Source organism: Roseovarius sp. MBR-6, assembly GCF_040547525.1.
Lineage (GTDB): Bacteria > Pseudomonadota > Alphaproteobacteria > Rhodobacterales > Rhodobacteraceae > Roseovarius.
This window is the reverse complement of sequence record NZ_JBEPPW010000019.1, coordinates 1-18,306: the sequence shown is the minus strand read 5'-3', so window position 1 is coordinate 18,306 and position 18,306 is coordinate 1. Positions and strand designations below refer to the sequence as shown.

Here is an 18,306-nt window from a genome sequence, read left to right as displayed (position 1 = left end):
ACGGAAAGCGCCTAATCAGACAGGATATACCCATCCCGACAGCACCCCAGAGCGGGCATCAAGGCATCTCATGGCGAACCATCTTCATCAAGGCGACCTGCCCGACGGGCTTCACCTTGGCCCTGTCGTGGCCATTGACTGCGAGACGATGGGCCTCAACCCGCTGCGCGACCGGCTCTGCGTGGTGCAACTCTCGGACGGCGACGGCCACGCGCATCTGGTGCAGGTGGCCATGGGGCAGACCCGCGCGCCCAATCTGGAGCGGCTCCTGACCGACCCCGATACGCTCAAGCTGTTTCATTTCGGGCGCTTCGACATCGCCGCGATGTATCACGCCTTCGGCGCGCTCGCGGCCCCCGTCTATTGCACCAAGATCGCCTCGAAGCTCATCCGCACCTATACCGACCGGCACGGTTTGAAATACCTGTTGCAGGAGCTTCTCGGCGTGGACATTTCCAAGCAGCAGCAAAGCTCTGATTGGGGTGCGGATGCGCTCAGCGCCGCGCAACTCGACTATGCCGCCTCCGATGTGCTTTATCTCCATGCCCTGCGCGACCGGCTCGACGCCATGCTCGCCCGCGAGGGTCGCACGGACCTCGCGCAGGCGTGTTTCGATTTCCTGCCCGTGCGCGCGCGGCTTGATCTTGCGGGCTGGCCCGAGACCGACATCTTCGCGCATTGAGCCATGGCGCGGGCGGACAACACCTATTCGCGGATCGTGGCGGGGATGAAGATCCTGCTGCCGCTCGCCGCACTCGGGCTTTTGTCGACCCTGTTTCTCATCTCGCGCACCATCGACCCCTCCAGATCCGTGCAGCTTTCCGAGATCGACCTTGAGAAGCGCGCGCAGGAAATGGGCGTCACCAGCCCCAGTTTCGCGGGGGTCACGGCAAATGGCGACGAGGTCACCATCGCCGCCGATATGGCCCGCCCCGATGCGAACAGCACCGACCGGATCAGTGCCGATCAGGTGCGCGGCGAGATGCGGCTTTCCGGTGGCACCGTGATCGCGTTACGCGCCGACGCGGCGCGGGTCGATCAGGCGGCGATGACCGCAGCCTTGCTGGGCGGCGTGCACATCACCACAACCACCGGCTATGTGATCGACACCGAGCGGCTCGATGCGCGGCTCGATGTGCTCCACGCCGAGAGCGCGGGCGCGGTGCGGGCCACGGGGCCGATCGGCTCGATCGAGGCGGGGCGCATGCTTTTGCATCACAACACCGAGACCGACACAGCCGAAGTGCTTTTCACCGGGGGGGTCGTGCTGATATACCTGCCGCAATCATCTGGGGACATAGATCAGTGACTTTCCTGAACCGGTTTGCCGCCGTCGCGGTTTTATCCTGCCTGCCCGGCCTTGCCATGGCACAGGCGGGTGCATTTTCCTTTGGTCAGGGCACGCGGGATCGCGCCGCCCCGGTCGAGGTGTCATCGGATGCGCTCAGCGTCGATCAGAACGACAATTCCGCGCTCTTCACCGGCTCCGTGGTGATCGCGCAGGGCGACATGCGGCTCGCCGCGCCGCGTGTGCGGGTCGTCTACCTGCCGGACCGCAGCGGGATAGAGACGCTTGAGGCCTCGGGCGGTGTGACCCTGACCAGCGGCGAGGATGCGGCAGAGGCGCAGGACGCGGCCTACAACCTCGGCACCGGCATGATCGAGTTGCGGGGCAATGTGATGCTGGTGCAGGGCACAAGCGCCATTTCCGGCGATACGGTCATCGTGGATACCAACGCCGGCACCGCGCAGGTGACGGGCCGCGTCAAGACGATCCTGAGACCGCAGGAAAACCAGTGACCGCACCGACCCTGACCCTTGCCCACAGCAATGACGCGCCCGGACTGCGGATCGTCAACCTGCGCAAGAGCTACAAGAAAAAGATCGTGATCCGCGACGTCTCGCTCGACCTGGCACAGGGCGAGGTGGTGGCGCTTCTGGGTCCCAACGGCTCGGGCAAGACCACGACATTCTACGCGATCGCGGGGCTGATCCATCCCGAGGGCGGCCATATCTATATCGACGGGCGGGATGTGACCACCCTGCCGATGTATCGCCGCGCCAAGCTTGGCATCGGCTATCTTCCGCAGGAAATGTCGATCTTTCGCGGCCTCTCGGTCGAGGACAACATCATGGCGATTCTCGACATCGCCGAGCCCAAGCGCGCGCGGCGGCGCGAGAGGCTGGAGCAACTTCTTTCGGAATTTTCCATCGAGCATCTGCGCCGCGCACCGGCGATGGCGCTCTCGGGGGGCGAACGGCGGCGCGTGGAAATCGCACGCTGCCTTGCCGCCAATCCGCGCTACCTGCTGCTTGACGAGCCGTTTGCCGGGGTCGATCCGATCTCGGTCAATGACATCCGCCACCTCGTCAGCGATCTGAAAAAACGCGGCATCGGCGTGCTGATCACCGATCACAACGTCCGCGAGACCCTCGAAATCGTGGACCGCGCCTATATCCTGCATGACGGTCGCGTGCTCATGTCCGGCACGCCCCGGGATGTGGTGGAGAACGAGAACGTGCGCCGGGTCTATCTCGGCGACAGCTTTCGCATCTCCTGACAGTGCGCCCGCATCATCGCTGCCCCCGGACCGCAAATAGATTGACAAACGGACCGAGACGGGCGTCAATTGGGGCATGACAAGTGGTGATCGCGCCCCGACTTCCGGACCGCGCCCGCGCCTTGGGCCGGGGTTCGCAGACTATCAACACTTGTCCCATATCAGCATCATAAGCCGGAGATGATCGCGCCCCATCCGGGCCGCAGCGCAACCGGTATGTCAAATGAAGGAGGCAAGATGCGCTACCAAATCAGTGGAAAGCAGATCGACATCGGCGAGGCCCTGCAAACCCATGTCAAGGACCAGCTTGGCATCGTCGTGGCGAAATACGCGGAACGCCCGACCGCCGCACAGGTCACCTTTTCCCGCATCGCGAGCGAGTTTTCCTGCGAGGCGGTCGTGCATCTTTCCACCGGTCTGACGGCGCAGGCGCGTGCCAAGGCTCATGAAATCTACGCCGCCTTTGACGCCTGCGCCGAGAAGATGGAAAAGCAGTTGCGCCGCTACAAGCGCCGTCTCAAGGATCATCACCGCGACCGCGCGGAGCCGGTTGAACTCTTCGGCGCTTCCTCCTATATCCTCGCCGCGAGTGACGAAGAGCCGGACGCGGAGCCCGACAGCCTGCAACCGATCATCGTCGCCGAGATCGAGACGCGGATTCCCTCGCTCTCGGTCGGAGAGGCGGTGATGCAGATGGAATTGGCAGGGGCGCCCGTTCTGGTGTTTCGCAAGGAAGGCAAGGAATCGGTCAATGTCGTATACCGTCGCGAGGACGGCAATATCGGATGGATTGACCCCTGATCGGAGGCGACAGGCGCCCGCGCCTGTCTGAACCACACAGCAAATGGATATACCCATGCTCCTCAAGCCCGAGGCGGTGCGTGCCTTGTCAGGCGTCACCAGCAAGAAACGCCTGATGAACGAGCTGGGCGCGCTCGTCGAGGCCGCCTATGGCGTCTCGCATTCCGCCGCCGTCGAGGCGCTTCTGGAACGCGAGAGCCTCGGGCCCACGGGCGTGGGTCATGGCGTTGCCCTGCCCCATGCCCGGCTCGACGGGCTGGAACAGGTCGTGGGCGTGCTCGTCGTGCTCGAAAAGCCGATCGAGTTCGAGGCGGTTGACCGTCAGCCGGTCGATATCGCCTTTGGTCTCTTCGCACCGCTCGATGCCGGGGTGGAGCATCTCAAGGCACTGGCACTCGTCTCGCGCACCCTGCGCGAGCCGTCGCTCTGCGCCAAGCTGCGCGCCAACAGCGAGTCGGCCACGCTCTACACCATCGTGACCGCAGCGCAGGCGGCACAGGCCGCCTGACCGGTCTCAGCGCCAGTTGCGGAACCCGAACAGCATGTAATCGCGCAGATAGATCGCGCGCGTGATCTGCTCGATTTCGTCATCGTAGATCGCGGCCAGATCGAACGGCAGTTGCGCCGGGGCCTTTGGCGGTGCGGGAGGTTTGGCATAGCCCGCCTGCCGCGCCAGCGCCCCGAGCCAAGGCCCCATCTCGTTTTCACGCAGAATCACGTCGGGCGCACCAAATTGCGCCATGCCTTCAATCAGCGCCGCCTGCGTCGCCCAATGCGCATCAACCCGAAGCGCGGTCTGCCCGGCCAGATTGGCCTTGAGAAACGTCAAAAAGGCCACGAAGGCCGCCCGGTGCGCCGCCAGATCATAGCCCTCGTCCGGCCACTCGCCGGGGATCGGCAGCTTGTAGGCCTGCCGCAGCGTGCGCCGGATGTCGCGGTAACAGCCCGGTCCCTTGATCAGCACCTTGTCGCAAAATGCCGCATGGGCGCGCGCAACCGGGTGGCGCAGCACGGAGAAGCGGCGATGCCCCGGCTTGCGCCGCATCCAGCGCCGGAGCGCACTCTGATTGAGCTTGGTGGGCAAGGTCTCCACCGCCACACCATCCAGCGCGGCGAGCCAGGCGCACACCTCCGCCACCGGCCCCGAATGCACCGGCATATAGAGCAGTGGCGCGCGCGCGGCGCTGACAAACCCCGGCACCGCCGCGCCGCGCCGCGGCTCGAAATTGGGACTGCGCGAGAGATCGAACATGTCCTGCCGGGCCAGTGCGCGCGTCATCTCCTCGTAATTCTCGACCTTGCTTTCCAGCGGCTCCGGATTCTGCGGCTTCAGCGACGCGTCCAGCGCCTCGAGCCGCGCAGCACAGCCCAGATAGCGCGCCAGCCCGTTCATCACCTCGACACTCTGCAAATCGTCGTAATGGACATAGAACGCCGTCTGCCCAGAGGTCTGGAGGCGGTTGAGCAACATCACCTGAAACGCCTGCAATTCCGCCAGGTGCCGCTCGAACTCATCCGGGTCGAACGTCACTGTGCTGTCACGACGCCGTTTGACATTGGTCAGCTTCCATTGCCCGGTCGCCTGCGCAATCTTCCGCGACACGTAGCTGTCCACCGGGTTGCGCGTCAGCACGATCTTGGCGCAGCGCGGATCTTCGATCACCAGATCGAACACACGCGGATCATGATCGTGGAAATAGCGAAATCCGCCGATGCCCGCCGTCTGCCCCTTTATCGCCCCGATCAGGCGCGCGGGCTCCTCGTCGCGCTGCGCCTGCGTCAGGCCAAGGATCTCGGTGCGGTTGGGATAGCCGATGAAATGCGGGTTGAACGCCTCGCCATGACAGGTGATTCCGTCAAAGGCGTTGAGATTGGTTTCCAGAAAATTGGACCCCGTGCGCATTTCCGCGAAGATCACGAAATAATCGAACTGCGATCCCATACCGGCCTACCGCACCAGATACGGTTTGCGCTGCCCCTCGGGCGGCTGGTGCAGCCCCGCCTCGGCGCTGAAATCGCCCATCAGATAGGGGTGCATCCCTTGGTTCTTGAGGTTCTGGAGAAACTGGCCAAAGCCCGTGACGTCCGCCATGCGCGGCACCTCGGCCAGACCGCGCGGATTGGCCTTGCCGATCTCGTCAAGGATGCTCTGCAACGGCTCCATCGGCGATTCGATGAATTCCGCCATGGTCCAGATCCGCACCCTTGCCCGCACCCATTGCGAGCGCAGCACCTTGAGGTGATCCGCCTCGCGCTGTTGCAGCCGCGCCGCCTCGCGCCGGATGTCGGAGAAATTGGAGTTGGACTGAAACAGCGGCACCGCCCAGGCCCCGGAAATCACCGAAATCTGGGCATTGGCATCCTTGGCCATGGCCCATTCCACCTCCTCGAAGATGTCATTGGGGCCCAGCATGAAACATTGCCGCTCGCCGCGTGTGTTCCAGATCAGGCTGGCAAGAAAGGCGTGCGGGTTGTAGTCGCGCAGCGCCGCGCTGTCCGAGAGTGCGCCGGCCATGATCCGCTGGCCGTCGGCGAACTCGGCCCGCTCGGGCGCGAAGATATGGCCATGCACGCGCATCCCGGTCATCCGCGCGAGCCACGGTTCGAAATTCTCAAAGAGATCGCTGAACCCTTCAAAGACCGAATAGGGCGCGCAGGTCAGCCCGTTCTCGCGCCCTTCGACCGGAAAGCGGCTCTGCATGTAGAGGCCCGGCCGCCCGCGCGTGCGCCGCTCCACCGCCTTGGCAAAGATGCGGTCGATCTTGCCGGGGTTCGGGTCTGTCCGGTTCATCGCCCCCGCCGGATCGGTCAGGAAAGCCTCGTACAGACGGTTGGCAAAGGGCCAGATCTTGCGCGCCACAAAGCAATCCGAGCGCCGCAGGAGTTGCAGGTGATCGTCGTAGAAGATGTGCGGCTTGCCCTGGTAGTCGAATTTCGACAGCGTGAGCGACCGGCTCTCGATCTGGCGGGAATATTGCCGCGCCAGCGTCTGGAAATAGCTCTCGTCGGGGATCCAGACCTTCGAGAAATAGCGGTCATAGGCGGGGCGCTCGGGGTCCTCGAGAATGGCCGACAGGGTCTGGCGCGTCAGGCACCACCACTGGCTTCCCATATGCGGGACGATGCCGTTGGGGATGCGCCGCCTGAAGCCGACCAGCCGTTGCAGCGCCACATATTTGTCGAACAGAAACCGGTGCTTGCGCCAGGAGAACGGAAACCGCAGCGTGAATCGTTCCTCATCCAGCCCGCCGATCGTCCAGGGCACATCCGCCGTCGTCGCGCTCTCGATGAAATCGGTATGCGGGCGGGCGGCGAGATAGTCGATCAATTCCTGCACCGGACGCAGCGGCAGGCACGAGCCGGAGGCGAGATAGACATGGCGCACCTGCGGAAACTCGCGCAGCATGATGCTGGATGCGTTCTGCGTTGCCGCAACCAACCCCCACATGCCCCATTCGCAGCGATGCCGCTTGGCAAAGCGCAGGTCTGCCACGTCCGACAGAGATTTGACGAAGGCGTTATACGCCTTGTTGGGCACCGAGCGATCCACATGGATCACCAAAGGACAGCCTGACGCCGCCCAATGCCGCGCCACCTGTTCGGCCCGGCCAAAGGCCGTATGCACCAGCATGACGATGCCAAGGGTCATCTTCCCGCCGCTCCCTGCCTCATGCCCAGTTGCCCTTGGACATCAGCCCAAGGATCTCTAATTGCCGCCAGTTTATATATTTTTCCGACCATTTGCACCAAAGTTCGGGATTGTGGCGAACGTGCTCTGCATAGGCCTTGTACTCGACGCTGCCGGCGTAATGCTGACGGCGGCTCAGTTCCTCTTCCGCCTTGGCCGTGAACGTATCAAGAAACTTGGCATGAAGCAGGATACCGCTCGCCCGCTCGCCGCCCCATTCGTCATAGGTGAGGTTCAGGCCGCGCGGAAGCAGCATATGGGTCGAGCTGTCATAGGCATAGCGCCGGTCCCAGCGCACCAGCGGCGTCTTGTTGAGCGCGGGTGCCTTTTTCGGGTTATCGGCGAAAAATACCCGCGCGCGCGGCCCGCCCTGAATCCAGAGATTGCCGTAAAGCTTGTTCTTCTCGATCATGTAATTGCCGGGATCGAACCAGGCGGCAATCTCGATCGGGTCCTGCCCCGCGCGATAGGGCACCGCGTCGATGCGCCCCTTGGGATACATGTCGAGCAACATGGCGCCAAAGCTCTTGACGTGGCTGGTATCCAGCCAGTCGGTCAGCGCGCGGATGGGGCGCGTATCGCTGAACGGATAGATGAAAAATTCGTCAGGATCGACCACCAGCGTCCAGTGGCCATGGCCATAGCGCCCTTGCAACCAGTTGAGCCAGTCGATGCCAAAGCGCGCGCGCTTGTAACTCGCCTTCGTGGTCCAGAGCGAGACATCCGGCTGCCGCGCAAGGTAATCGGTGCCGCCATCGCTGCTGTCATTATCCACGATCAGGAAATGCCCGATGCCAAGGTCACGGTAATACTGAAGAAAATAGGGCAGGCGCACATATTCGTCCCGCAGCGTCGAAAACAGCAGCACGTCACCGGGATTGATATGGCCCGTGCGATCGGCCACCGGACGCAACGAGAAATGCTTGCGAAAGGCGCGGACCTTGGCCCGTTTGCGCCGAAGCCGCATCCGGTATGATTGCCAAATTCCCACCCTGCTCCGCCTCCGCGCAGTTTTCTGCGCAAAACACTATTCGAGACAGGTTAATACAACCCTTCGCCCGAACAAACCATTAAGAATCATGGAACTGTTGCCTTATACGCAACAATCAAACTGGCGCGCTTACTTCGGCGAGCGTTTCGCAAGGATCCGCTGCAAGGTCCGCCGGTGCATGTTGAGCCGCCGCGCCGTCTCGGACACGTTGCGGTCGCACAGCTCATAGACCCGCTGGATATGCTCCCAGCGCACCCGATCCGCGCTCATCGGGTTCTCGGGTGGCGGAGGCAGATCGGATCCGTTGGACAAGAGCGCATTGGTGATATCGGTCGCATCAGCGGGCTTCGACAGATAATCCGTCGCCCCGATCTTGACGGCCGCCACCGCCGTGGCAATCGCGCCATACCCGGTCAGCACCACGATTCGGGCATCGGGCCGCCTGTCGCGGATCACCTCCACCACGTCCAGCCCGTTTCCATCCTCGAGCCGCAGATCGCAGACCGCATAGGCAGGCGGGCGCGCCGTGGCAATCGCGCGCCCCGCAGCGACCGAACCCGCCGTCTCGACCTCGAAACCGCGCTTTTCCATGGCCTTGGCCAGCCGTTTCAGAAAGGCCTCATCGTCATCGACCAGCAAAAGCGTCTTGTCCTCGCCGATATCGAGCGTTTCCTCGGTCATCGCGGGCCTCCCCCATGCGCCTGTTCGTGCAAACGGTTCTAGCCCGCCCGGTTTCCCGCGTCAAAACAATCGCGTCACTTCGCCGCGTCGATAAAGCACTGCACCCGCTCCGCCACCTGCTCGGGCGTTGCATCACGGCGGAAGAACTCGACGAAACCGTGCTCCGGCAGGGTGAGATAGCTCATGGTCGAATGATCCACGAGATAAAACTCTTCCTCGCCTTCCTTGGGGGGATGCGCCTGAAAATAGGTGCGATAGGCGCGGCTTGCGGCGCGCACCTGCTCTTCGCTGCCGGTCAGACCAAGCAGCCGGGGATGCAGGTAATCGGTCCATTCCGCCAGAACCTCGGGTGTGTCGCGCGCGGGGTCGATCGAGATGAACACGGGCTTCACGATTTGCCCTTTCTCTTCAAGCAGATCGACAGCCTCGGCATTGCGCGCGGAATCGAGCGGGCACACGTCGGGGCAGAAGGTATAGCCGAAGTAGATCAACGCGGGCTGGTCGATCACCTGCGCGTCGGTCACCGTCTCTCCGGTCTCGCTCACAAGCTCGAACGGCCCGCCGATCTGCGCCACGCCGCCCGCCACGTTCGAGGCGCGGCATTGCGCGAACCGGTCCTCGGGCGCGCTGCCCATGGTCATCAGCCAGGTCGCGCCGAGGGCGGCAACGACGATCACGGCTGCGGCGATTGCGATCATCCGGGTCATCGGAACGGCTTGCCTCCTTGCATCCTGAGTGCAAGCTAGATGTAACACCTCCTGCCCCAGACACAACGGGACCTTCGCGCGCAGATGACCGATATCTCTCCCGATCCGCTCTCACCCCGCCCCGCCAGCCCGCTCATCCGGCTGCGCACGCTCATCCTCTTGCGCTGGTGGGCCATTGTCGGGCAGGCCAGCGCGCTGATCGTCGCCGACCGGGTCTATCACCTCGATCTGGAGCTTGGCCTGTGTTTTCTGGTGATCGGCGTGTCCGTGGTCTCGAACCTCGTGGCCGGTTTCGTTTTTTCCGAGACCAAGCGGCTGTCGGAGGACGATACCCTTCTGGTCGTGCTTTTCGACATGCTGCAACTGGCACTTCTGCTTTATCTCACCGGCGGGATGAACAACCCGTTTTCCATCCTCATTGTCGGGCCCGTCACCGTCTCGGCCTCGGCGCTCTCGGGGCGGGCGACGCTGTTTCTGGGTGTCACGGCCATCATCATCGTGACGCTTCTGATGCAATTCTACCTGCCGCTGCGCACGGAAGAGGGCGTTGTGCTCATGGTGCCCGACGTGTTCCGCTTCGGCAACTGGGTCGCCATCGTCATCGCGGTGGTGTTTCTCGGGGTCTATTCCCGCCGGATCGTACAGGAGATGCGCGCCATGTCCGACGCGCTTCAGGCCACGCAAATGGCGCTCGCGCGCGAGCAGAAGCTGACCGATCTGGGCGGCGTGGTGGCAGCGGCGGCGCACGAGCTTGGCACGCCTCTGGCCACGATCAAGCTCACCAGCGCGGAGTTGGCCGAGGAACTGGAGGACCGCCCCGACTTGCGCGAGGATGCGCTGCTCATTCGCGCGCAGGCGGATCGCTGCCGCGATATCCTTCGTTCCATGGGCCGCGCCGGCAAGGACGATCTGCATCTGCGCCGCGCGCCGCTCACCGCGCTGGTGGAAGAGGCCGCAGAGCCGCATGTCGGGCGCGGCAAGGACATCCGCTTCGATCATGGCGGCCCGGCCGATCCGATGACGCAGCCCACCGTCCTGCGCCGTCCCGAGATCATCCACGGGTTGCGCAACCTTGTGCAGAATGCCGTCGATTTCGCCCGCGAGACCGTCGCCATAGAGACCCGCTGGACCGAGGACCGCATCACCCTTCGGATCATGGATGACGGGCGCGGCTTTCCCCCCGACATGATCGGGCGCATCGGCGAGCCCTTCATCAGGCGCCGCGCCACCGCGCCCGATCCGCGACGGCCCGGCTACGAGGGGATGGGGCTGGGCCTCTTCATCGCCAAGACGCTGCTGGAACGCTCGGGGGCTGACCTCACCTTTGCCAACGGCACCAGCGCCGTCGGGGCACTGGTCGAGGTCAGTTGGCCGCGCGCGGTGCTGGAGGTGTCCATCCCCCCCGGCTTGGGTGAAAATCGCCCGATTGCAGACTAAGGGGCCAGACATGCGCTGAGCGCATCTGCCGTCCCGTCACGCTGCCACGAAATCCTCGATCAGCGCGTGAAACAGGGCGGGCTTCTCCAGATGCGCGGCATGGGCCGTGCGCGGCATCACGGCGAGGCAGGCATCGGGCAGCCCCTGCCAGAGCGCCTCGACCTGCGGCCAGCGATAGGAGCGGTCGCCATCCCCCCAGAGCACAAGCGTCGGCATTGTCAGACGGGCAAGCGCACCGCGCCCATCCCAATGGCCCATGGCGTCAAGCCCGGCAAGGGCGGCGCCCTCGCTCGCCTGCGCGCCGAGTTCGGCGACGATCTCGAAGCCCCGCGCCGCAACACCATTTCGGAACCATGTCGCGCCGATGCGGCGGATGGTCTGCGCCACGCCATCGCACCGGACCCGCTCGCGCGAGGTTTCCAGCGGCTCGAACCTGTCGGGCATCAGGCCAAGCGGTCCGGTGCCGTAAAGGATCAGCCGCGCAATGCGGTCAGGATGGGTGGCGGCCAGTTCCTGCACGATCATGCCCCCCATGGAGTGCCCCAGGAGGGTGATGCGACCAACGCCCAACTCATCGAGAAGGCCCACCACCGCCGCCGCGAACTGCGCGATGCGGTCGGCAGGCGGCAGCGAAGCGGAGCCGGCAAAGCCCGGCAGATCCGGCGCGATCACGTCGAACCGGTCGGCAAAACGGTCGATTTCCGCCTGCCACTGCGCCGCGCCACCTAAGTAACCATGCACCAACACCAGCGGCGCGCCCCGCCCCTTGCGCCGGTAATGCAGGCCCGCGCGCGAGATCAGCGCATCTGTTCGGGCAGCCACAGCGCCGTCTCCGGGAAGAGGATGAGAATGACGATCAGAAGGACAAGCGCGCCGATGAAGGGCAGGCAGCCCATGATCACGTCGCCGATGCTGACCTGACCGCGCCCGATGCCTTGGATGACATAGAGATTGAGCCCCACAGGCGGTGTCAGCACCGCGATTTCCATGGTGATCGTGTAGACCACGCCGAACCAGATGAGATCGAACCCGGCGGCGGCCATCAGCGGAAAGATCGTCGGCAGCGTGATGAAGGTCATCGACACCGGCTCGAGGAACATCCCCAGCACGATGTAGAAGACAAGCACAATCATGAGCACCACATAGGGCGACAGATCGAAGCTGAGGAACAACTCGGTGAACTGCTGCGGCACGCGGTAATAGGTCAGCACGAAGCCGAAAAGCACCCCCGCCGAGAGAAGCAGACCGAGATAGCCCATGGTGCGCATGGTGGCAAAGAGCGAGTCCTTGAACCCCTGCCATGTCAGGCCGCCCACGCCAAAGGCGAGGATCACGGTCAGAAGCGCCGCCACGGCGGCGGCCTCTGTGGGCGTGGCGATGCCCGCGTAGATGGCGACGGTAATGACCAGACCAATCAGGCCAATGGGCGCAATGGTGGCGGCGATCTGGATGATCCCCATTTTCACCGCCGACTCGCGGTCGGGAATGTCCTCGGGTTTCAGGATGCCCCAGACCAGCACCACGATGGCGAAGGAGGTGACGAGGATGAGGCCGGGAATGACGCCCGCGATGAAGAGATCACCAATGCTCTGATCGGTGACGATGCCGTAGAACAAGAGGATCAGCGAGGGCGGCAAGAGCACGCTCAATGTGCCCCCTGCGGCCAGCACGCCCGACGACAGCCGCTTGCCATAGCCCAGCCGCAGCATCTCGGGCAGGGCCACGCCGCCGATGGTGAGCGCCCCCACCATGGACGAGCCACAGACCGCGCCGAACCCCGCGCAGGCCCCGATGGAGCCGTAAGCCGCAGAGCCGCGCACGCGCACGCCCTGATGCAGGAACTGGTAGAGATTGGGGCCGATATTGGATTTGCCGATCAACTCGCCCAAGAACACGAAAAGCGGCACGGCGAGCAGGATATAGTCGATCCACACGCCCCAGAGCTTCAATTCCGCCGAGACGATGGAGGTGTCAAAGGTCTGGATCTGCCACAGAAACGGCAAGGATGCGGCGGCCAGCGCAAAGGGGATCGGCAACCCGATGGCGATGAGGAACATCAAGAGGCCGAGAAGGCCGAGGCCCACTTCATACCATTCCATCGCTCAGACCTCCCGTGCCGGGGTGCGGATAAGCTTGATCAGCCGCAACGTTGCGTAAAGAGAGAAGAGCAGCAGCGCGAGCGCGCCTGGTGCCCAGAACGCATAGCGCGGCCAGAGCAGGATTTCCGACGAGGCACCCGAGTTGAATGAGCGGATCGTCGCGCTTACGGCGGCGAGCGAAAAGAAGAGGCCCACCCCCAGCATCACGCAGAGATTGACCACCGCCGCCACCTTGCGCCCCATCGGCGGCAACGTGTCGGTCAGCATGGTGACCTTGGGATAGGCATCCTCGCGCATCGCATAGGCCAGGCCCGCAAAGGCCACCGGAAAGAGCAAGAGCGCCGTCGCCTCTGTCACCATGCGGTCGGGTGCGTTGAGCGCGTAGCGGGTAAAAACGCCGTAGGTGATCCACACCATCTGCACGAGCACCACCACGGCCCCTGCCGCCGCGAGCCACACGACGGCGCGTTCCACATGGCCGATCAAACGGTCAAGACCGGGTTGCATGGCACATCTCCCTTTGTCGGAAACGGGGTGCCACCGTCCGGGACGGTGGCACCTGTCAGATCAGGGCGCGTGCTGCGCGAAAAGGGCACGGACCTTGCCCGCCAGCTCGGGGCCGCAAGCCTCGTTCACGGTCTCGTCCCACTTGCCCTGCACGCTGGCAATCAGTTCCATGCGCTTGTCCTTCGGGATCGAAACGGCGGCCCCGCCGCCCTTCATCACCGCGTTGCCGACGCGCTGATCGACCCAATCCTCATAAAGCGGCTTGAGCCATTCCTCTGTCTCGCGGGCGGCTTCCATCACGGCGGCCTGCTCATCGGCGGTCATGCTGTCGAATTTCGACTTGTTCATCATGTATTGGATGTTGCCGTAAAAGAGGTTGGCATTGACCATGTAGGGCATCACGTCCCACAGCTTCCAGCTGGAATAGGTGGCCACACCCATGTTGATGCCGTCGACCACGCCGCGCTCGGCGGATTGGAACACCTCCTTCGGGGCAACAAAGACCGGCGCGCCGCCCCATGTCTCGATCATCAGGCTCACGAGCGGGCCGATGGAGCGGACCTGCTTGCCCTGAAGATCGCCCAGATCGGCAATCCCGCCCTTGAACCACCATTCCTGATCGTAGGAATAATTCGAGTTGAACACCGGCACGAGGTTGATCGCAGCGGCCTCGTCGCGGACCAGATCGGCATAGGCGGCGTCAAGTTCGATCTGGTTTTCCAGATCAATCGCCGCCGGATAGAGTGAGGTCACCCGGTAGCAGGGCAGACGCTGATCGGCGGGCATCCAGCTCATGTCAGAGACACCGCCCTGCACCGCGTCCACGCCCTCGGACCAGCCGTGCAACGTGGCGGAGGGGAAGATCTGCACCTCGACGCTGCCACCGGTCTTTTCCTCGACCAGCTTGGCGAAATGCACGAAACCGTCATAGCGGATATCGGATTCGTTGACATAGGTGGACAGGCGGATGGTGGTTTCGGCGATGGCGGGCAGGGCCACGGTCATCCCGAGCGCGGTGGTGGCAATCAGTGTCTTGAGCGAAGTTTGCATCTCTCTCTCCTTGTTGGGGGATGTGCGGGGCCGTTCGTGCGGTCCTCGTCCTTTGGTATTTACCTAGCGTAAAGGCTAGGACAGAGCCGCGCGAGTCGGCCAATTCAAACATGTCATCAAACTATTCCGATCTTGCATGATGCGGTGGGCTGGCGCAGGCTGAGTGCGAGGGGGTGGATATGGACATCAACTGGCTGCGCGATTTCGTGTGTCTGGGGCGCACGCTCAACTTCACCCGCGCGGCGGAAGAGCGCAACATCACCCAATCGGCCTTCAGCCGTCGCATTCGCTCGCTGGAGAACTGGATCGGCGTGCCGCTCATCGACCGGGCGCGCTATCCGGTGGAATTGTCCGAGGCAGGGCGGCAGTTCCTGCCGGTGGCGCAACAGACGGTGGCGGACCTCACCGACACGCGGCAGGCGATCCGCGAGCGCGCGCGCGGCAACGCAAGCTTTCAGCGCTTTGCCGCGCTCCACGCGATCTCGGTAAATTTCCTGCAACCGCGCATGGCGGAACTGGAGCGGCAGTATCCCGACCTGCGCACACGCGTCATATCCGACAGCCTGACCGCCTGTTGCCAATTGCTGAGCGAGGGGGGGTGCGAATTCCTGCTCTATTACCGGCATCAGGATGTGGCCCCGATCCTTGATGAAACCCGGTTTCAGCGCAAGGACATCTGCGAGGAACGCCTGATCCCGGTGGCACAGCACGCGGCCGCGGCGCGGCATGGCTGGGCGCTGCCCGCGCGGACGGGGCGAGAGGTGCCCTATCTCGGCTACGATCCCAACACGTTTCTGGGCACGGTGGTCGATCAGACCATCGGCAACCGCCGCCCCGCGCTTGACCTGCGCTACATGGATGCGCTGGCCGAGGCGCTGAAACGGCGCGCTCTGGCGGGGGCGGGGATGGCCTGGCTGCCGGAATTCTCGATCCGGCAGGAGCTGGAGGACGGCACGCTGGTGCAGATGGGCGGGCGCGACTGGACGGCGACGATGACGATCTCGCTCTTCTGCTCGCCCGAACGGCTGGATGACCTGGGCCGCCTGATCTGGGCCGAGTTCTGAGCCGGCGCTGCCGCTACCCGCTGCCTATCAGCACCCCGGCCGCGAACACCAGCGCGCCACCCAGAACCACCTGAAAGGTCGCACGAAAGAACGGCGTATCCATGAACCGGTTCTGAATCCAGACGATGGCCCACAGCTCTATGAAAACGACGATGAACGCGATGGTCGTCGCGGTCCAGAAATCGGTAATCAGGTAGGGCAGGGCATGACCCAAACCGCCCACCGTGGTCATGACGCCTGAGGCAAAGCCGCGCTTGACCGGGCTGCCCCGTCCCGACAATTCGCCATCGTCGCTCGCCGCCTCGGTGAACCCCATCGAGATGCCCGCGCCCACACTTGCCGCAAGCCCGACAAGGAACGTGGTCCAGGTGTCCTGCGTGGCGAAGGCTGTGGCAAAGATCGGTGCCAGCGTCGAGACGGAGCCGTCCATCAACCCCGCAAGGCCGGGCTGCACCCAGGTCAGGACAAACTGGCGGTGAGATTTTCGCTCTTCCGTTTCAAGCGCATCCTCGCTCAGATGCGCCTCTTTCAACTCACCCGCGCGCGCCTGGTGGCCGGCTTCGGCCGCGGCCAGATCGCCCAGCAATTTGCGCGTTGCCGCGTCGGTGCTGACCTTCGCGGCCTTGAGGTAAAATGTCTCTGCATCGCGCTCCATGCCCTCGGCCTCGGCGCGGATGCGGTCGATCCCGAGGTTTTCCACCAACCACACAGGCCGCCGCGCATAGAACCCGGCCACATGCTCGCGCCGGATCAGCGGGATCACCTCGCCGAAGCGGGCGCGGTGCAACTCGATCAACCGTTGGCGATGGCCGTCCTCTTCCTTGGCCATACCATCGAAAATCGCGGCCGTGTCGGGATAGTCGGCGCGCAGCATCTCGGCATAGGAGCGGTAGATGCGCGCGTCATCCTCCTCGGACGAGATTGCAAGTGCCAGGATTTCCTGCTCGCTCAGGTCGCTGAACCGTCGTCGTGACGAGATACCGGGGATCATGGGGCGCCCTCTCTGGAATCATTCTAAATCAGTCTATCGCGCGGCCATCACGATGGCAAAGCCAACCTTTGACTCAAAGTGAACTGAATTGTTCAGAATCGGCTTGACGCGAGACGGACCAGCCCCGATATAAAGTAAACCGAACGGTTCACTTATGGAGATGACCATGAAACAGACCCTCACCGCCCTTGTCCTCTCGGTCGCGCTGGCCGCCACCCCCGCGCTGGCGTTCAGTATCGACGCAAGCACCATCACCCCGACCATCAGCTTCCCGGACCCGGCCCCACAGCCGGTCACGCAAGGCACCGCCAACCCCTTGAAGTAGCGGGCGCGCGACCGTCTGGCGCTCACGCGCAGGCTTGCACCCCTCCCCCCGGGCCGACTACACTGACCGCTCAGGGGGAGTGGTGCATGACGGCGCAGGCCGCAGAAATCAAAAAGGGGCGCAAGTTCGACCAGGTGCTCGACGGGGCGCGGCGCGTATTCATGCGCGACGGGTTCGAGGGCGCGAGCGTGGACGAGATCGCGCGAGAGGCGCAGGTATCCAAGGCGACGCTCTACAGCTATTTCCCCGACAAGCGGCTGCTGTTTTCCGAAGTGGCGCGGCTGGAATGCAACCGGCAGGCCGATGAAGCGCTCGACGCCTTCGACCTGACCCAGCCGGTCGAGACGCTCTTGCGCGAGGTGGCGGACCGCATCCTGCGGTTTTACCTGTCGGATTTCGGTCGGCAGGTCTTTCGCATCTGCATCGCGGAATCGCATCGCTTTCCCGAGTTGGGGCGGCGCTTCTACGCGTCAGGGCCGGCGCTTGCGCGGGACCGGCTTACCTATCTCCTGACGGCCTATGTCGAGCGCGGCGCGCTGCGGATCGACGATATGGACCTTGCCGCCGATCAGTTCATCGAACTCTGCAAGGGCGATCTTTTCGTGCGCGCCCTCTGCGGCCTGTGCCCCGATCCCGACGAGGCCGCGATCACCCGTGTCACCCATGGTGCCACCGATATGTTCCTGGCACGTTACCGCGCCTGACCATCCGGGCCGCGCCCGGTCATTGCGCCCGCGATCTTCTCGGCCATCATGATCGTGGGCGCATTGGTATTGCCGCCGACAAGGCGCGGCATGATCGAGGCATCGACCACGCGCAGGCCCTCCACCCCATGCACACGGCCCTGCATGTCCACCACCGCCATCTCGCCGCGGCCCATGGCACAGGTGCCGACCGGGTGATAGATCGTGTCCGCACGCGCCCGGATATCGCGTTCGAGCGCGCCATCGCTCCAGTCGTGATCATGCAGCCGCACCTTGCGCCACGGGGCCAGCGGCGGTGCGCGCAGGATCGCATCCATCGCGCGCGCCCCCGTCATCATCAGCGCCAGATCGCGCGGATCGTTCAGAAAACCGGGATCAATCAGCGGCGCGTCCCCTGCCCGCGCCGACACAAGCCCCACGCGCCCGCGGCTGTGAGGCCGCAACACGCAGACATGACAGGAATAGCCGGGCCGGAAATGCAGCGTGCGCATGTGGTTCTCGACAATACCGATGACGAAATGCAGTTGCAGATCCGGCCGCGCAAGACCGGGTTCCGAACGCAGGAAGGCCCCCGCCTCGGCATAGGGGGTGGCAAAAGGGCCGGTTGCGTATTCCGGGATGATGCGCCCACCGATTCCGATTTGATGCGCCCACCCGTTCCGATTTGATGCGCCCACCGATTCCGGGGGATCCGCCCACC

21 protein-coding genes are annotated in these 18,306 nt (G+C 63.9%); 10 read left to right on the top strand and 11 right to left on the bottom strand.

Annotated features, from left to right (window positions below):
* The first annotated feature begins 70 nt into the window (after positions 1–70).
* From ABIE57_RS17370 to ABIE57_RS17345, 6 genes are all read left to right on the top strand, one after another.
* Complete coding sequence (locus ABIE57_RS17370) at positions 71–682, top strand: ribonuclease D (protein ID WP_354540293.1); 612 nt, start codon at positions 71–73, stop codon at positions 680–682.
* A 3-nt stretch (positions 683–685) separates the two neighbouring features.
* Entirely contained in the window at positions 686–1,309 is a 624-nt protein-coding gene (locus tag ABIE57_RS17365) for a hypothetical protein (RefSeq protein ID WP_354540292.1), read from the top strand.
* Positions 1,306–1,800, top strand: coding sequence for a lipopolysaccharide transport periplasmic protein LptA (gene lptA, locus ABIE57_RS17360; RefSeq protein WP_454281577.1), 495 nt, complete (start codon positions 1,306–1,308; stop codon positions 1,798–1,800). The genes ABIE57_RS17365 and lptA overlap by 4 nt, the downstream gene beginning before the upstream one ends.
* Positions 1,797–2,561: an LPS export ABC transporter ATP-binding protein gene (gene lptB / locus ABIE57_RS17355; protein WP_354540291.1), complete on the top strand. Its 765-nt coding sequence runs from the start codon at positions 1,797–1,799 to the stop codon at positions 2,559–2,561. The genes lptA and lptB overlap by 4 nt, the downstream gene beginning before the upstream one ends.
* Positions 2,562–2,798: 237 nt before the next feature.
* On the top strand, positions 2,799–3,362 hold the full coding sequence (gene hpf, locus ABIE57_RS17350) for a ribosome hibernation-promoting factor, HPF/YfiA family (protein WP_354540290.1): 564 nt from the start codon (positions 2,799–2,801) through the stop codon (positions 3,360–3,362).
* Positions 3,363–3,405: 43 nt separating this feature from the next.
* A complete protein-coding gene (locus ABIE57_RS17345; protein ID WP_354540289.1) occupies positions 3,406–3,870 on the top strand; it encodes a PTS sugar transporter subunit IIA in 465 nt (154 codons plus the stop codon).
* A gap of 6 nt (positions 3,871–3,876) precedes the next feature.
* On the opposite strand, the gene ABIE57_RS17340 is transcribed toward ABIE57_RS17345, so the two are convergent.
* From ABIE57_RS17340 to ABIE57_RS17320, 5 genes are all read right to left on the bottom strand, one after another.
* Positions 3,877–5,304 carry a sulfotransferase family 2 domain-containing protein gene (locus tag ABIE57_RS17340; RefSeq protein ID WP_354540288.1) on the bottom strand — a complete coding sequence of 476 codons (1,428 nt, stop codon included), beginning with the start codon at positions 5,302–5,304 and terminating at the stop codon, positions 3,877–3,879.
* 6 nt (positions 5,305–5,310) lie between these two features.
* The gene (locus ABIE57_RS17335; RefSeq protein WP_354540287.1) at positions 5,311–7,011 is read right to left on the bottom strand and encodes a DUF5927 domain-containing protein; all 1,701 of its coding nucleotides are present in this window, start codon (positions 7,009–7,011) and stop codon (positions 5,311–5,313) included.
* A gap of 19 nt (positions 7,012–7,030) precedes the next feature.
* Positions 7,031–8,017, bottom strand: coding sequence for a glycosyltransferase family 2 protein (locus ABIE57_RS17330; protein ID WP_354540286.1), 987 nt, complete (start codon positions 8,015–8,017; stop codon positions 7,031–7,033).
* A 153-nt stretch (positions 8,018–8,170) separates the two neighbouring features.
* Entirely contained in the window at positions 8,171–8,722 is a 552-nt protein-coding gene (locus ABIE57_RS17325) for an ActR/PrrA/RegA family redox response regulator transcription factor (protein ID WP_354540285.1), read from the bottom strand.
* Between the two features lie 74 nt (positions 8,723–8,796).
* The gene (locus ABIE57_RS17320) at positions 8,797–9,429 is read right to left on the bottom strand and encodes an SCO family protein (RefSeq protein WP_354540284.1); all 633 of its coding nucleotides are present in this window, start codon (positions 9,427–9,429) and stop codon (positions 8,797–8,799) included.
* 84 nt (positions 9,430–9,513) lie between these two features.
* Here ABIE57_RS17320 and regB point away from each other — a divergent pair, with 84 nt between their 5' ends.
* A complete protein-coding gene (gene regB, locus ABIE57_RS17315; RefSeq protein WP_354540283.1) occupies positions 9,514–10,866 on the top strand; it encodes a sensor histidine kinase RegB in 1,353 nt (450 codons plus the stop codon).
* A gap of 36 nt (positions 10,867–10,902) precedes the next feature.
* Here regB and ABIE57_RS17310 read toward each other — a convergent pair whose 3' ends face one another.
* Genes ABIE57_RS17310 through dctP form a run of 4 tightly spaced genes read right to left on the bottom strand, consistent with a single transcriptional unit; the run spans position 10,903 to position 14,522 of the window.
* Complete coding sequence (locus ABIE57_RS17310) at positions 10,903–11,688, bottom strand: alpha/beta fold hydrolase (RefSeq protein ID WP_354540282.1); 786 nt, start codon at positions 11,686–11,688, stop codon at positions 10,903–10,905.
* Positions 11,664–12,965: a TRAP transporter large permease gene (locus tag ABIE57_RS17305; RefSeq protein ID WP_354540281.1), complete on the bottom strand. Its 1,302-nt coding sequence runs from the start codon at positions 12,963–12,965 to the stop codon at positions 11,664–11,666. Before ABIE57_RS17305 ends, ABIE57_RS17310 begins: the two co-directional genes overlap by 25 nt.
* A 3-nt stretch (positions 12,966–12,968) precedes the next feature.
* On the bottom strand, positions 12,969–13,472 hold the full coding sequence (locus tag ABIE57_RS17300; protein ID WP_354540280.1) for a TRAP transporter small permease: 504 nt from the start codon (positions 13,470–13,472) through the stop codon (positions 12,969–12,971).
* A gap of 60 nt (positions 13,473–13,532) precedes the next feature.
* A complete protein-coding gene (gene dctP / locus ABIE57_RS17295; protein ID WP_354540279.1) occupies positions 13,533–14,522 on the bottom strand; it encodes a TRAP transporter substrate-binding protein DctP in 990 nt (329 codons plus the stop codon).
* 179 nt (positions 14,523–14,701) lie between these two features.
* On the opposite strand from dctP, the gene ABIE57_RS17290 reads away from it, so the two are divergent.
* Complete coding sequence (locus tag ABIE57_RS17290; protein ID WP_354540278.1) at positions 14,702–15,586, top strand: LysR family transcriptional regulator; 885 nt, start codon at positions 14,702–14,704, stop codon at positions 15,584–15,586.
* A gap of 13 nt (positions 15,587–15,599) precedes the next feature.
* Here ABIE57_RS17290 and mbfA read toward each other — a convergent pair whose 3' ends face one another.
* Positions 15,600–16,577 (bottom strand): iron exporter MbfA, encoded by a 978-nt coding sequence (gene mbfA, locus ABIE57_RS17285; protein ID WP_354540277.1) that lies wholly within the window; start codon positions 16,575–16,577, stop codon positions 15,600–15,602.
* A 166-nt stretch (positions 16,578–16,743) separates the two neighbouring features.
* Here mbfA and ABIE57_RS17280 point away from each other — a divergent pair, with 166 nt between their 5' ends.
* Positions 16,744–16,902 carry a hypothetical protein gene (locus ABIE57_RS17280; protein ID WP_354540276.1) on the top strand — a complete coding sequence of 53 codons (159 nt, stop codon included), beginning with the start codon at positions 16,744–16,746 and terminating at the stop codon, positions 16,900–16,902.
* A gap of 86 nt (positions 16,903–16,988) precedes the next feature.
* Positions 16,989–17,606 carry a TetR/AcrR family transcriptional regulator gene (locus ABIE57_RS17275; protein ID WP_354540275.1) on the top strand — a complete coding sequence of 206 codons (618 nt, stop codon included), beginning with the start codon at positions 16,989–16,991 and terminating at the stop codon, positions 17,604–17,606.
* On the opposite strand, the gene ABIE57_RS17270 is transcribed toward ABIE57_RS17275, so the two are convergent.
* Positions 17,594–18,306: GMC family oxidoreductase (locus ABIE57_RS17270; protein WP_354540274.1), on the bottom strand; the 713-nt coding region annotated here is incomplete at its 5' end. The two genes, ABIE57_RS17275 and ABIE57_RS17270, sit on opposite strands and share 13 nt — an antisense overlap.

What these genes read in the sequence shown, in the direction of transcription:
- ABIE57_RS17370 (WP_354540293.1), top strand. Translation starts at nt 71, where the DNA reads ATGGCGAACCATCTTCATCAAGGCGACCTGCCCGACGGGCTTCACCTT.
- ABIE57_RS17365 (WP_354540292.1), top strand. Translation starts at nt 686, where the DNA reads ATGGCGCGGGCGGACAACACCTATTCGCGGATCGTGGCGGGGATGAAG.
- hpf (WP_354540290.1), top strand. Translation starts at nt 2,799, where the DNA reads ATGCGCTACCAAATCAGTGGAAAGCAGATCGACATCGGCGAGGCCCTG.
- ABIE57_RS17345 (WP_354540289.1), top strand. Translation starts at nt 3,406, where the DNA reads ATGGATATACCCATGCTCCTCAAGCCCGAGGCGGTGCGTGCCTTGTCA.
- ABIE57_RS17340 (WP_354540288.1), bottom strand. Translation starts at nt 5,304, where the DNA reads ATGGGATCGCAGTTCGATTATTTCGTGATCTTCGCGGAAATGCGCACG.
- ABIE57_RS17335 (WP_354540287.1), bottom strand. Translation starts at nt 7,011, where the DNA reads ATGACCCTTGGCATCGTCATGCTGGTGCATACGGCCTTTGGCCGGGCC.
- ABIE57_RS17330 (WP_354540286.1), bottom strand. Translation starts at nt 8,017, where the DNA reads ATGCGGCTTCGGCGCAAACGGGCCAAGGTCCGCGCCTTTCGCAAGCAT.
- ABIE57_RS17325 (WP_354540285.1), bottom strand. Translation starts at nt 8,722, where the DNA reads ATGACCGAGGAAACGCTCGATATCGGCGAGGACAAGACGCTTTTGCTG.
- ABIE57_RS17320 (WP_354540284.1), bottom strand. Translation starts at nt 9,429, where the DNA reads ATGACCCGGATGATCGCAATCGCCGCAGCCGTGATCGTCGTTGCCGCC.
- regB (WP_354540283.1), top strand. Translation starts at nt 9,514, where the DNA reads ATGACCGATATCTCTCCCGATCCGCTCTCACCCCGCCCCGCCAGCCCG.
- ABIE57_RS17305 (WP_354540281.1), bottom strand. Translation starts at nt 12,965, where the DNA reads ATGGAATGGTATGAAGTGGGCCTCGGCCTTCTCGGCCTCTTGATGTTC.
- ABIE57_RS17300 (WP_354540280.1), bottom strand. Translation starts at nt 13,472, where the DNA reads ATGCAACCCGGTCTTGACCGTTTGATCGGCCATGTGGAACGCGCCGTC.
- dctP (WP_354540279.1), bottom strand. Translation starts at nt 14,522, where the DNA reads ATGCAAACTTCGCTCAAGACACTGATTGCCACCACCGCGCTCGGGATG.
- ABIE57_RS17290 (WP_354540278.1), top strand. Translation starts at nt 14,702, where the DNA reads ATGGACATCAACTGGCTGCGCGATTTCGTGTGTCTGGGGCGCACGCTC.
- mbfA (WP_354540277.1), bottom strand. Translation starts at nt 16,577, where the DNA reads ATGATCCCCGGTATCTCGTCACGACGACGGTTCAGCGACCTGAGCGAG.
- ABIE57_RS17280 (WP_354540276.1), top strand. Translation starts at nt 16,744, where the DNA reads ATGAAACAGACCCTCACCGCCCTTGTCCTCTCGGTCGCGCTGGCCGCC.
- ABIE57_RS17275 (WP_354540275.1), top strand. Translation starts at nt 16,989, where the DNA reads ATGACGGCGCAGGCCGCAGAAATCAAAAAGGGGCGCAAGTTCGACCAG.